The organism is Virgibacillus halodenitrificans JCM 12304 (genome assembly GCF_001310895.1).
Taxonomy (GTDB): Bacteria; Bacillota; Bacilli; order Bacillales; family Amphibacillaceae; genus Virgibacillus_Q; species Virgibacillus_Q halodenitrificans.
On sequence record NZ_BAZS01000018.1, the window covers coordinates 34,966 to 48,907 of the forward strand.

Genomic DNA, 13,942 nt, shown 5'->3' on the forward strand with positions numbered 1-13,942 from the left:
ATAATCGATAGAGCAATAACCAATGTAAGTACATTAAAGGACGCTCTTAAAGAAGTACAGGGCAATGCTCAAGAAATTTCCAATTTTGCAAATGAAAAAAAAGATCAAGTGAATAGCATTTTTAAAGATTTACAGGAGTTATCTGCAAATACAAATAACCGAATTGGAGACTTTCTGACGGAATATGAGGAAGAAATAGAACCTACAGTTCGGAAACAAATTAGCTCTGCTAAAGAAACATTAAAAAATGGTCGAGCAATACTTGTAGATATTAAGAAGACAATTCCGGAAGTTGAAAGAATTTTAAACAGCACAGAAGCAAATCTTTCTGACGGAAAAGATATGTTGGAATACATGGAAGGCCAATATCCTTATGTAAATGAAAAAATAAATGAACTGGCAGATAAAATTCGTAATATACAAGGAGAAACAGATATTAACGAAATAATACAGTTACTGCAAAACGATCCGGAAGCCGAGAAAGGATTTTTTGCTGAGCCAGTAAAATTAAATAAAAATGAGTTATTCCCCATTCCAAACTATGGATCAGGTATGACTCCTTTCTATACGGTGCTTGCTATTTGGGTGGGAGCATTACTGCTAATTTCTTTATTAGCCACAGATGTACATGATATAAATTCCTATACAGCAAGAGAAAGATATTATGGTAAATTATTCACTTTCTTCTCAATTGGTATATTGCAAACTCTGATTGTTACAAGTGGAGATATTTTGCTATTGGATGCATATGTAGCTGAACCGGGCTGGTTTATTCTTTTCGGTATAATCATTAGCCTGGTATTTATGTCGATTGTATATACAGTAGTTACTGTGTTTGGTGATGTTGGAAAAGCGATGGCGATTATAATGCTGGTACTACAAATTGCTGGTGCAGGCGGGACTTATCCTGTGGTATTACTACCGAGCTTCTTTCAGAAAATTAATCCTTTTCTTCCTTTCACTTATGCTATTGACTTAATGAGAGAGGCAGTTGGTGGTATTGTCTGGGATCGAGCAATACATGACTTGTTATTTCTTCTCCTGTTTGGTTTGGCGTTCTTGATTTTAGGTACACTTTTTAAAGAAAGAATTAACAGGCAAACACATAAGTTAATGGAGAAATCAAAAAAAGCAGGTTTGTTTCATTAAAGATCTATCTAAAGGGAAACTAACGAAGATTAACTTTTGAGCTTCCCTTTAGTTAGTGGTTTATATAATTAAAGAAATTAGTTAAAGTAAGTCACAGAGGGTATACCTTTTTTGCCAGAGTATTAAGATAAATTATGGTAAAATAGGGTATAGGTAATGAAGGAGTGATACTTTGCAAATTAATGAGCAGGCTAGAAATGAATTACTTTCAGAAGTGAATGGACTGACAGCAGAGCATTTGAATCAGAAACCTTCGAAAAATGAATGGTCTATTAAGGAAATACTCGAACATCTTTATTTAATGGAAGGCGCCATTACTGAATCAATTCAGAAACAGTTGGCCTCCCCAGAAATAAATGTGGTGAAGGAAAAACCAATAGAGCTTACGGTTAATCGTGATACAAAGGTGGATGCTCCATCATTTGCTGTACCAAGCGAGGATTACGCTACTCTTGACGAATTGAAAGAAAAGCTTGCTTATACACATGGGAATTTGGAAAAACTAGTTGAAAATGAAGATAAAATGGCAATGAAAAATAAAGCATTCCCCCATCCTGTTTTTGGAGATATGAGTTTGGACCAGTGGATCCCCTTTATCGCATATCATGAAATGCGACATACCGATCAAATAAAAGAAGTGAAAAAGAAGCTAGGCATATAACTACAAAAAAGAGGCTGAGACATAACTAAATAACGCTATTTCAAAGACGAACATTCTAAAGTGTGGGACCCCGCTCCGGAAAAACGCTTCGCTTTCCGTGGGCGCTGCTAAGCCTCCTCGTGCTACGCACTCCGGGGTCTTAGCTAGGCTTTTCCTCCCACAGGAGTCTGCGCGTTTTTCCTCCGCTAATTTGTTGCAAAAAGAAATCCGAACCATGATTCTTTAATAGTCGAATCGGTTCGGATTTTCAATGTATAAAATTTCTTTTGTCTCAGCCCCTTTTTGTTAGCTCTGAAATATTTGTTCGAGACATATAATAATTCATCATGTATATATAAATTGAATTAACTCGGTTGTATATCAATATCAAAACGAATTATTGATACAGTTCAACAAATTACAGTTCATAGTGTTGTTAACATCTACCAATGGAACGTTCTTTTATCCCGACTTATTTTCTGTATAATAGATATATAGGATCATAGAGGAGGTGTCGCATTGACTAAAAAGAAAAAACGTTGGTTACAAGTAGGGATCAGTTTAATTACTATCCTATTAATTATAGATATAATTGCTGGGGTTTATTTTTATAACTTGGCAATTGAGCGTAATGTAAAAGATTTTCTAGTTGGCAATTCGGACCTTGAAGTGTCTGCAGAGGCAATGGATGTCTTTACTGAAGGAGATTGGAGAGACTGGGTAAGAGATCAGGAATTTGAACAAATGGAAATGACCTCTTATGATGGTTTGAAGCTAAAAGGATATTTTTTGAAAGCTAAAAAGCCTACAGATAAAACAATTGTTTTAGCACACGGTTACTTAGGTCGGGCCACAGATATGGGGTTATATGGCCAATATTATTATGAAAACTTAGGATACAACATTTTTATGCCTGATTTCCGTGGTCACGGTCAAAGTGAAGGCGATTATATTGGTTTTGGTTGGCATGATCGCTTGATTTAATAGATTGGATTCATATACTATCTACTAAACTTGGACCAGACTCAGAGTATGTTTTACATGGTGTATCCATGGGCGCAGCATCCGTTTTAATGGCAAGTGGAGAAGAAGAATTACCGAAAAGTGTAAAAGCAATTGTTGCTGATAGCCCTTATACAAGTGTATATGATATGTTTAAGTACCAATTAGGTCGAATGTATCACGTACCGGCATTTCCTGTGTTACCAACAACGAGTATAGTTACAAAAATAAAAGCCGGATATTCCTTGAAAGAGGCATCCGCGTTAAAACAAGTACAAAAAGCAGAAGTTCCGATTCTGTATATCCATGGCAATGCTGATACATTTGTACCTACTTCGATGGCTGAAAAGCTGTACAAAAATACTAGCAGTGAAAAAGATTTCATATCATTTGATAATGCCGGGCACGGCGAAGCCTTTGTAACAAAAAAAGATAAATATGTAGATAAACTGAACAGCTTTTTGGAGAAATATATAAACTAATAATTTTTCTATATGTAATAAATTCCTTATTTAAAGATCATCTGCCTTGTGTAGTTGATCTTTTTTTATCTGATGTTATATACAATAAAATGCATATTAATAAGATTTAAAAGCATAAAACTACGTTTATATTGTATATTTATAAATAAATATTAATATTTATACTTGATTAATTTCTTCAATAAAACTATAATAATGAATAATTCGAAAATATGGAGAGAGGGAAATTGTGGTGAAACGTGCAGCGATTATTGGAGGAACAGGGTATGGAGCGGCAGAGCTGATACGCTTAATTCATCTCCACAAATATTTAGAAGTAAGTAAAATTATTTCACATTCTCATTATGGAGAATATATTGCAACACACTATCCTCACATGCATACTTATATGGATTTAAAGATGGAGGCACTGGATGTCAGGGTGTTAGCGAATGAAGTCGATATTATTTTTTTTGCTACTCCTGCAGGCATAGCCAAAGAATTAATTCCACAGCTAGAGGGTAACCATGTTCAATGTATTGATTTATCAGGGGATTTACGCTTGCCCAATCGCGACTTATATCAAAAGTGGTATGGTCAGTTGGGAGCTCCACAAGAGATGTTAGATAAAGCGGTTTATGGTTTAACAGAGGTATTTCCTAATCAAATTAAAGATGCCGAAGTAGTATCTAATCCAGGCTGCTTTCCCACCGCTAGTTTACTAGGATTAACGCCAAGTATAAAAGAAAAAATTATAGACACACAATCTATCATTATAGACGGAAAAACGGGGGTTTCTGGTGCAGGTGGGTCGCCTTCTAAAATGACTCATTTCTCAGAGACAAATGAAAATATTCAGCCTTATAAAATAGGGAAACATCAGCACATTCCCGAAATAGAGCATTACCTTTCCATCACAGCTGGTGAATCAATTAACGCCACATTCACTACACATCTGATACCAATGACACGCGGATTGCTGTGCACTATTTATGGAAGGCTTACTAAAAATATAACTACGAAAGAAATAATACATTTATATCAGGACTTCTACGCAAATCATCCATTTATACGTGTATTGGAAGAAGACCAAACACCAACTACGAAAAATGTATATGGAAGTAATTTTTGCGATATTAGTATTCATGTTGATGAAAGGACGAATCAGCTAGTTATTGTTTCGGCAATAGACAACTTAGTTAAGGGAGCAGCTGGTCAAGCAATCCAAAATGCAAATTTGATGAATGACTGGAAAGAGGAAGAAGGTTTAGCTCAATTACCAATCTATCCATAGGAAAGGGGCATGGAAATGATCACTACCAAGATAAATCAGATAAAGGTATTGGAAAACGGAAATATAGCCAGCCCAAAAGGGTATACCGCAGGCGGAGTACATTGTGGGATACGTAAAACAAAGCTGGATTTTGGTTGGATACACTCTAACATTCCAGCAGTTGCAGCAGGAGTGTACACCTTAAATGCTTTTCAGGCAGCTCCACTTAAATTAACAAAAAGTAGTATCGAAAAGGAAAAGCGGATTCAAACAGTTGTTGTTAATTCCGGAATAGCTAATGCGTGTACAGGAAACCAGGGATATCTGGATGCATTGGAAACCCAAAGGTTGGCCGCAGATAAAATGGGAATACATAAAGATTATGTGGCAGTAGCTTCCACCGGTTTGATCGGTAAAACATTACCAATGGAGAAAATTAAAGTTGGTATTGCAGAAATAGGTGAAGCAAACAATTCATCAGCAGAAAATTTTGAAAAGGCTATTTTAACAACTGATACGGTTACGAAGCATATTGGTGTTCAAGTAGAAGTGGAAGGAAAAACAGTCACTATCGGCGGAGCGGCGAAAGGTTCTGGAATGATATGCCCCAATATGGCTACAATGCTTGCTTTTATTACTACAGATGCAGCTATTGAGGAGAATGCTCTTCAACAGGCGCTAAAATCTATGACGGACTGTTCTTTTAACAGGATTACTGTAGATGGGGATTGCAGTACAAATGATATGGTGTTGGCTTTGGCAAATGGCCAGCAAGGTAATACCCCTTTAAATGAAGATCATCCTGACTGGTCCATATTTTTGGAGGCATTCAAGTTCGTTTGTGAGGCTTTAGCCAAGCAGATTGCAAGAGATGGAGAAGGAGCAACCAAGTTGATAGAAATACATGTAGAGGGAGCGCCAACGGAGCGTGCTGCAGGACAGGTAGCAAAGGCAGTAATATCTTCTAATCTTGTAAAGACAGCGATTTTTGGTTCTGATCCGAATTGGGGAAGAATTGTTTGTGCAGTCGGCTACAGTGAACAACCACTCGATCCGGAAAAAGTAAATGTAAGTTTAGGTAACATAAATGTAGTTAAGAATGGAGTCCCACTCGAATTTGATGAGGTAAAGGCAACGAGCTATTTGCAAAATGAAGAGGTACAACTATTTGTGGATTTACAAAATGGTAAAGAAAAGGCTCTGGCATGGGGCTGTGATTTAACCTATGACTACGTAAAAATAAATGCATCCTATCGGACGTGAGGTGAGAGAACTGAGTAATATTGTATTCAAATTAGGCGGAAGTATTATTGCAGAGCTTCCCAATTCCTTTTATGACATGCTTGTACATTTAAAAAGGTCGGGCAAATGTAATCCGATTATCGTGCATGGTGGTGGACCGGCGATTAATAAGTTACTGGATCACTTGAAAATAGAACATGAATTTGTAAAAGGGCTTCGAAAAACATCCAAAGATGTTTTAGAAATTGCTGAAATGGTGATGAGTGGATCAATTAATAAACACATTGTTACCTCTATTCAAACAATAGATGGCAAGGCAATTGGTTTAAGTGGCGTAGATGCGGCGATTTTACAGTCGAAACCTCTGGGAATACAAGAAGAAATCGGGTATGTAGGTGAAGTGGAAAATGTAGATACGGAATGGCTCCACCTTATCATTCAGCATGGTGCCATTCCGGTGATATCACCCATAGGGCTAGGTTCAGATGGGCAGCATTATAATATCAATGGAGATATGGCCGCTGCAGCGGTGGCTGAGGCGATGAATGCCAAGCTTGCCTTTATTAGTGATATACCAGGCGTGAAAGAAGAACGTGCTGGGCGTACAATTATTCATCCGAGTTTAACAAAGGAACAGACCGAAACGATGATCAAAACGGGAATTATTCACGGAGGAATGATACCAAAGGTGCAATCCGCTATAAAAGCATTAAGTGGTGGGGTAACTGAAACAGTTATTTTAAATGGATGGGAATCCAAAGATATAGAAGCTTATTTGGATGGAAAACAAGCGGGCACAAAGCTAATTATAGAAAAGGAGGCCAATCATGTCTGAAACTGTAACTGAACAAGCTTCATCTGCCTTAATGAATGTTTATAACAGATTTCCGCTCACACTTGTAAAAGGAAAGGGTAGTTATGTATGGGATGATGAAGGAGCTAACTACCTTGATTTTACTTCTGGGATAGCAACATGCAATCTTGGTCATATACCTGATAGTGTAGAAGAAGCAGTAAAGGAGCAATTGGAGCAACTTTGGCATTGTTCTAATCTATACCATATCCCGGCTCAGAAAAAGCTTGCTGAACAGCTAGTAAAATATAGCTGCCTTGATCAGGTATTTTTTTGTAATAGTGGTGCAGAAGCAAACGAGGCCGCGATTAAATTGGCAAAGAAATATGCAAAGGATAAGGGGTGGGAAGACAGGACAGAGATTGTAACATTTACTCAATCCTTCCATGGCCGTACAGGTTCCACCATGGCAGCAACCGCACAAGAAAAAATTCATCAAGGATTCACTCCGTTGACGCCTGGATTTCGCTATCTTCCTTACAACAATATCGAAGCCTTGAAGCAAGTGCACAACGGTAAAACAACAGCAGTTCTATTGGAATTGATTCAAGGAGAAGGGGGAGTTAATCCTGCAAATATAGAATGGTTAACTAACCTTCGTGATCTATGCCATGAGCATGATATCCTTTTTATGGTAGATGAAATACAGACAGGAATGGGTAGAACCGGGGAGTTGTTTGCTTATGAGCAGTTCGGTGTTGATCCAGATGTCATTACATTAGCAAAAGGGCTTGGTTCAGGTTTTCCTGTAGGTGCACTTCTTGCAAAGAAAACGGTAGCGGAGTCATTTCAGCCTGGAACGCATGGTAGTACTTTTGGAGGGAACCCCTTAGCGATGGCTGCCGGCCTGGCAACAATAGAAACAATTATGAACAATAGCATATTAAATGAAGTGGAAAATAAAAGTAGATGGATGGCTGAACAATTAGCAACCCTAAAGCAACAATTCTCTTCTATTGAAGAAGTGAAAATGAGGGGCTTATTAATTGGTGTACAAATGAAAGAAGAGGCTGCTCCTTTGGTTACCGCATTTAGAGAAAAAGGAATTCTGGTGCTTCTTGCAGGGTCTCATGTGCTGCGAATCCTGCCACCTTTAATTGTATCACAGGAAGAATTGACAACATTTATTACTGTTTTTAAAGAAATTTTACAGGCTAAAGGGGCGAACCAGCTATGACAAAAATTAATCAATTAAAGAAAGTAATGGTCATTGGTTCAGGTCCCATAGTTATTGGTCAGGCTGCTGAGTTTGATTACGCGGGAACACAAGCATGCATAGCGCTAAAAGAAGAAGGAATAGAAGTTATACTTGTAAATAATAATCCTGCCACTATGATGACAGATAAACAAATAGCAGATCATGTCTATATGGAGCCATTGACTATTGAATCAATTGAAAGCATTATATCCATAGAAAAACCAGATGGTCTAATTGGCACATTGGGAGGTCAAACAGGCTTAAACTTAACCGTTGAGCTTCATGAACAAGGAATCTTAGAAAAATATCAAGTTAAATTGTTAGGTTCATCTGTCCCTTCCATACAGCAAGGCGAGGACAGAGAAAAATTCCGTGAGCTGATGCTTGAAATAAATGAGCCTGTTTGCGAATCAACAATTATTCAGTCAGTGGAAGAAGGGGAATCATTTATCCAATCTACTGGATACCCAGTCATTTTGCGTCCTGCCTACACCCTTGGAGGAGAAGGTGGCGGTTTTGCAGAAAATGAAGATGAATACAAAGAACTCCTGGAGAATGGGTTAAACCTGAGTCCCATTGATCAGGTGCTGGTGGAAAAAAGTATAAAAGGATGGAAAGAAATTGAATTTGAAGTAATTCGTGATGCTGCGGATAATTGTGTGGTTGTGTGTGACATGGAGAACGTAGACCCAGTTGGTGTGCATACAGGTGATTCCATTGTCGTAGCGCCCTCGCAAACGATCACGACGGAACAAAAGGAATTACTAGAGCGTGCTTCGGTGAAAATTATTCGGGCTTTGCATGTCATTGGCGGGTGTAATATTCAATTTGCTTTGCATCCAGAGACGAATGCGTATTATATTATTGAAGTCAATCCCCGGGTCAGCCGTTCCTCTGCACTAGCTTCTAAAGCGACAGCATATCCAATTGCCTTAGTGGCTACTAAATGTGCAATTGGCTACACATTAGATGAAATAGTCAATCCGGTTGCTGGCAACGCATACGCAAGCGAAGCACCAGTATTGAATTATGTAGTAGTAAAAGCACCACGATTTCCTTTCGATAAATTTACAGAAGCAGATCGTAGATTAGGTACGCAAATGAAAGCAACAGGTGAAGTAATGGCTATAGACCGTACCTTTATCGGAGCCTTGAATAAGGCTGTGCGTTCACTTGAACTTCATATGAATAGCTTAAATTGGAAGGAAATGTCCGTTCTCTCTAAAGAAGACTTAATGGAGTCCATAGCAATACCAAATGATCTCCGACTTTTCGCCATTGCGGAGGCTTTAACGAGGGGGATAGAGGTAAATGAAATACAAGAAATAACACAAATTAATTCCTGGTTCATTGAAGAAATTAATAAAGTAATTACTTGCGAACAGAAGGTGGAAAGGTACAGTCTGTCTAACGTTTCATCAGAATTGCTTAAGGAAGCAAAGTTGCTAAATATTAGTGATGAACGAATTGCAGAATTACTGGAAACAACGGGGAAGAAAGTTAGAAGCTTGTATAAAAGCATGGATTTCCATTTGTCTTATCACTTAATGAAAACCTCCCAATCCAGCATGCAACCAATAGCTTCGTGCTATTACTCCTCCTGGGGGAACGATCACGAGGCGCCAGCGTATGAAACTGAAACGGAAAAAATACTTGTCCTGGGCTCTGGTCCGATACGTATTGGGCAAGGGGTAGAATTTGATTATTGTTCTGTACATGCTGCTCTTGCGGTAAAGAAAATGGGATATGAAGCAATTGTAATTAATAACAATCCAGAAACAGTAAGTACCGATTACACAATTGCGGATCGACTGTATTTTGAACCATTGGCCCTGGAAGATGTGTTAGCAGTAATTGAAAAGGAGAAACCCGCTGGCGTTCTTATTCAATTTGGCGGCCAAACGGCTGTTAACTTAGCAAACTCTCTTCAGGAGGAAGGCGTCCATATTTTTGGAACTGCGCCAAAACATATTGATCAAATGGAAGACAGGGAGCAATTTTATGAAGTGTTGAATAAATTAAACATCAATCATGTGCCTGGTTTTGTTGTAAACGAACATGAGAACATTGCGACAACCGCAAATGACTTGGGTTTCCCGGTACTTATTCGCCCATCCTATGTTATAGGCGGACAATCGATGTTTATTTGCAATAACGAAATAGAATTGCAAGCATATGTCAAACGGATTCAGCAGGATACAAAGGATCGTTGTTGGCCACTACTTATTGATTCATATATTCCGGGAGTAGAGTGCGAAATCGATGTAATCAGTGACGGGCAGCAAATCATTGTGCCTGGAATTGTTGAACATATAGAGAGGGCAGGTGTCCATTCCGGAGACAGTATGAATATCTTTCCAGCCATTTCCCTTACTGATAAAATGAAGGAAAGAATAATCAACATTGCGCGTATTATTAGTCAACAAGTACCTATTATTGGGATGATGAATATTCAATTTGTCATCGATGGAGATACGATTTATGTATTGGAAGTCAACCCACGTTCCTCCAGAACTGTACCTATGCTCAGTAAAATAATGGATATACCGATGGTTGAGTGGGGAGTAAGGGCGCAGTTAGGTGAAGCGCTGGATGATATCAGCTCGGAGTTGAATCTAGCTAATGAACCTGAATATTATATGGTAAAAGCTCCTGTGTTTTCAGCAGGGAAGCTAAAAGGAGTAGATCATGTACTTGGGCCTGAAATGAAATCGACCGGAGAAGCTATTGGTATAGGAGAAACAAAAGAAGTAGCCTTAGCTAATGCTTTGCCTGAAAATGTTCAGAAGATGTTTAAGAGTAAAAAACCGTTAAACGTGATTGTATCCATTTCGGAAAGGGAGAAGCCAAATTGTATAAATTTACTTAAAAAGCTTATAGTGGAAGGTGCTGTAATCACCGCTACAAAGGGGACAACAGCCTATTTAGAGGAAATGGGTATTCCGGTATATAATACGGTTTATACAAAGGAAGAAATACATGGCCTTTGGCGTTCAAATACGCCTGATCTAGTGCTGAATATACCGAGCCAAGGCAGGAAAAAAGAAAAGACAGGATTTTATCTTCGTGAGCTTGCTGTCCGGTATCAGACCCCTTATTTTACTAGCCTTGATACACTACAAGTGCTTTATAGCTGGCTTCGTAATGCAGAGCAAGTTATCAAACCGAAATCTTTGCAAGAGTATTTGCATCAATTAAATAAAGATAAAATCTTACATGCCGGAAAGTAAACGTAAAAGGAGTAACCATGGAAATAAATATATACGTATAAACCATTGTTTACGGAAGCATAACTAACGAATTAGCAGCAGCACAAAATGTAGTGCTGCTGCATTAACATAAACAGATATGCGTTTTTCTATAATTTCTCAAACCAACGGCAAATGTGGTTTAATCTCTCTATTCTCATCTCTGGTTTACCACTTCTGCTTAATTCATGATTGGCATCAGGAAAGCGGACGAATTCAACTTCTTTTCGAAGATGCTTTAGCGTTATAAATAACTGTTCACCTTGTTCCACTGGGCAACGAAAGTCTTTTTCCCCATGCAAAATCAGCAAAGGAGTTTCTACATTTTTAGCATGTTTTAGAGGAGAGATATCCCATAGCTTTTTTGGGTCATCTAATAGGTTTAAACCGTGTTCCCACTCATTAAAAAAGAAACCAATATCACTAACGCCATAAAAGCTTAGCCAATTAGAAATAGAACGTTGGGTAACCGCAGCCTTAAAGCGGTTTGTATGTCCTACAATCCAATTTGTCATGAATCCTCCATAACTCCCACCAGTCACCCCAAGTCTATCTTTATCAATAAAATCGAAGTTTGTCAGTACATAATCCACTACCTCCATCAGTCTGTATAATCTCCGTTACCGTAATCAGTACGACAAGCATTAACAAATTCCTGGCCATAACCATGACTTCCACGTGGATTTGCATACACTAAAACATATCCTTTTGCTGCTAACAGTTGTAATTCATGAAAATAAGTTTGACCATACATAGCATGTGGCCCGCCATGAATCTCCAAAATCATTGGATACTTTTCCCCATCCTGATATCCTGATGGGTGCAATAGCCATCCTTGAATTTCTTCGCCATCCATAGTTGGAACAGTAATTGTTTCCGGTTCAGCTAAAGTTAGCTTGGATAAAAGAGCCGAATTAAAATCTGTTAATCTATTGAACTCTCCATTTTTCTTCAAATGATAAAAATTACAAGGGTTTGTTGGTGTACTAATCCCAAGAATAAATGAGTCGGAGTGGCCATTATAACTGAAACTGAACACATGATGGCTCCCCTTGTACAGTACATCCAATTCCCCAGTTAAGTTTACCTGGTAAAGCCCGGTCACCCCATGATCTGTTGCAAGAAAAAAGATATTTTTTCCATCCTTTGCCCAAATTGGTCCACTTTCAGATTTGCCTAAGCGAGTATCTCCAATCATGGCATCACCAAGTTGGATATCCCATTCAGCACTCAAGTTGCTTTTTTCATAGCTTCCTGTATTGAAAATGTATAAGTCAGTAAGTGTCGCACCGGCATAAGTAAAGTTATGACCGAATGCAGCAATTTTATTGCCGTCTGGGGAATAGACTGCGCGCTGATATGTACATTTACTATCTGTAAGTTTTTTGATTTTCTTGGAGGAGCGTTCTAAAACGAAGAGATCATCAACTTGTTCATAATCTTCTTCTTCTCTAAGGTTGGCAATAAATAAAATTTCATTACCGTTTGATGATACATCTTGCAGTAGATGGTCAGCAGGTGCATTTGTTAACTGCTCCAAGTTACCTGTTCTTATATCTAAAACAAATAACTGGCTGCGTTTCCGATCATGAAAACCGTTAGAGTCAGATTTATATTTGAGCCGATTTACGACAAGTGGTCGCTTAGCCAATTCTTTCTGTTCTTTGTCTTTTTCCTCTGTCGATATTTCGGTGAGATTGTTAATATCTTCTTCCGGCTCTATGGGTGCGTTAAAAACGAGGGTATTACTGTCAGGACCCCAAACCGGGTTGCTAGCCCCATGTTTAAGCTTGGTAAGCTGCTGTGCCTCTCCTCCTTGCAAAGGCAGGAGCCACAACTGCTGTGTTCCACTTCTGTCGGACTGGAAAACAGCCTTTTTTCCATCAGGTGAGATTAATATGTTGTTATTTTTATTTTCACTGAATGTCCATTGTTGGCTATGATTGGAGTCCAAGTTTTGGAAAAATAGATGTGACTCGTATTCTTTCTTTTTGTTAATAGTTGTAGATACATAGGTGTAGGCATTTCCACTTGGGGTGAAATTAGGTTCACTTACAATTTCATATTCCAGCAAGTCTTCTGCTTGAAGTGGTCTTTTTTTATTCATTATTTTAGCCCCTTTAATTAACGTTTTATACTTTTTAATAAAATCAAATGTGTATAAATCTCATTTATGTTAGTAGCTTCTGAATAAATTAATTTCCTTGAGCCTAAATATAATTATGTTCATTTCAGTTAGTAGAAGAGGTACGCTTCAGATTTTGTAAAAAAAGGTTTAAATCTTTTCGGTTCTTAAAAACAAGGATATCCTTACCTTCTAATTTAGAGAGTTTTTCATAAATGACAGGTGCTTTTGTTTTATTAAAGTTGTGTACCCATTGGAAAAACTCCCAATCCAGCTTTTCCTTACAATTTTCACCCATATCAGGCCTGGTCTTATTGTGGAACTGAATTCTGCGTTTTACAATTCCGTACAGACATACAGTGGTTCTATAATGAAGAAAGATGATCGTGTCAGCATGTTGAAGACGCATATCCATTGTGGAGCCATAGTTCCCATCGATAATCCAAGCATCCTTTTCAACAATTGATTGATTCGCTTTTATAAGTGCTTCTCGTTCAATTGGTTTCCATCCAGGCTTCCAGAAAATAGCATCAAGATGAAAAACAGGAAGGTTCAGTATAATTCCTAGTTTTCCTGCTAATGTAGATTTTCCGGATCCTCCACTTCCAATAATTGCAATTTTCCTCATAGCATCACCTATCACATATATTATTTGGATAAATTAACTTAGCATAATTTTTAGAAAATTACAATCTAAAAACAACTGCCAAGTTAATCTTTACCTTGGCAGCTGTGTGCTTTCCTATGAAGC

The 13,942-nt window shown here is 38.1% G+C and carries 10 protein-coding genes and 1 pseudogene; 9 read left to right on the top strand and 2 right to left on the bottom strand.

The window, feature by feature from the left end; genetic code table 11:
• Nucleotides 1-108: 108 nt before the first annotated feature.
• The 9 genes from JCM12304_RS20350 (at nt 109) to carB (ending at nt 11,048) form a co-directional block, all read left to right on the top strand.
• Complete coding sequence (locus tag JCM12304_RS20350) at nt 109-1,149, top strand: YhgE/Pip domain-containing protein (protein ID WP_369813157.1); 1,041 nt, start codon at nt 109-111, stop codon at nt 1,147-1,149.
• Nucleotides 1,150-1,321: 172 nt separating this feature from the next.
• On the top strand, nt 1,322-1,810 hold the full coding sequence (locus JCM12304_RS10715; protein ID WP_060680310.1) for a DinB family protein: 489 nt from the start codon (nt 1,322-1,324) through the stop codon (nt 1,808-1,810).
• Nucleotides 1,811-2,308: 498 nt separating this feature from the next.
• A complete protein-coding gene (locus JCM12304_RS20355) occupies nt 2,309-2,773 on the top strand; it encodes an alpha/beta hydrolase (RefSeq protein WP_369813158.1) in 465 nt (154 codons plus the stop codon).
• A 68-nt stretch (nt 2,774-2,841) separates the two neighbouring features.
• On the top strand, nt 2,842-3,273 hold the full coding sequence (locus JCM12304_RS20360) for an alpha/beta hydrolase (RefSeq protein WP_369813159.1): 432 nt from the start codon (nt 2,842-2,844) through the stop codon (nt 3,271-3,273).
• 229 nt (nt 3,274-3,502) lie between these two features.
• Complete coding sequence (gene argC / locus JCM12304_RS10725) at nt 3,503-4,546, top strand: N-acetyl-gamma-glutamyl-phosphate reductase (RefSeq protein WP_082388030.1); 1,044 nt, start codon at nt 3,503-3,505, stop codon at nt 4,544-4,546.
• A gap of 15 nt (nt 4,547-4,561) precedes the next feature.
• Nucleotides 4,562-5,788: a bifunctional ornithine acetyltransferase/N-acetylglutamate synthase gene (argJ, locus tag JCM12304_RS10730; RefSeq protein ID WP_060680311.1), complete on the top strand. Its 1,227-nt coding sequence runs from the start codon at nt 4,562-4,564 to the stop codon at nt 5,786-5,788.
• Nucleotides 5,769-6,602 carry an acetylglutamate kinase gene (gene argB, locus JCM12304_RS10735; RefSeq protein ID WP_060680313.1) on the top strand — a complete coding sequence of 278 codons (834 nt, stop codon included), beginning with the start codon at nt 5,769-5,771 and terminating at the stop codon, nt 6,600-6,602. The genes argJ and argB overlap by 20 nt, the downstream gene beginning before the upstream one ends.
• Nucleotides 6,595-7,797, top strand: a complete 1,203-nt coding sequence (argD, locus tag JCM12304_RS10740; RefSeq protein WP_060680315.1) for an acetylornithine transaminase — start codon at nt 6,595-6,597, stop codon at nt 7,795-7,797. The genes argB and argD overlap by 8 nt, the downstream gene beginning before the upstream one ends.
• Nucleotides 7,794-11,048: a carbamoyl-phosphate synthase (glutamine-hydrolyzing) large subunit gene (carB, locus tag JCM12304_RS10745; protein ID WP_060680317.1), complete on the top strand. Its 3,255-nt coding sequence runs from the start codon at nt 7,794-7,796 to the stop codon at nt 11,046-11,048. Before argD ends, carB begins: the two co-directional genes overlap by 4 nt.
• 128 nt (nt 11,049-11,176) lie before the next feature.
• Here carB and JCM12304_RS10750 read toward each other — a convergent pair.
• A pseudogene (locus JCM12304_RS10750) lies at nt 11,177-13,173 on the bottom strand (S9 family peptidase).
• Nucleotides 13,174-13,297: 124 nt separating this feature from the next.
• Nucleotides 13,298-13,819 (bottom strand): DNA topology modulation protein, encoded by a 522-nt coding sequence (locus tag JCM12304_RS10755; protein ID WP_019377108.1) that lies wholly within the window; start codon nt 13,817-13,819, stop codon nt 13,298-13,300.
• Between the last annotated feature and the right edge of the window lie 123 nt (nt 13,820-13,942).

Coding starts and splice junctions, on each gene's coding strand:
- JCM12304_RS20360 (WP_369813159.1), top strand. CDS start 2,842: ATGGGCGCAGCATCCGTTTTAATGGCAAGTGGAGAAGAAGAATTACCG.
- argJ (WP_060680311.1), top strand. CDS start 4,562: ATGATCACTACCAAGATAAATCAGATAAAGGTATTGGAAAACGGAAAT.
- argB (WP_060680313.1), top strand. CDS start 5,769: ATGCATCCTATCGGACGTGAGGTGAGAGAACTGAGTAATATTGTATTC.
- argD (WP_060680315.1), top strand. CDS start 6,595: ATGTCTGAAACTGTAACTGAACAAGCTTCATCTGCCTTAATGAATGTT.
- carB (WP_060680317.1), top strand. CDS start 7,794: ATGACAAAAATTAATCAATTAAAGAAAGTAATGGTCATTGGTTCAGGT.
- JCM12304_RS10755 (WP_019377108.1), bottom strand. CDS start 13,819: ATGAGGAAAATTGCAATTATTGGAAGTGGAGGATCCGGAAAATCTACA.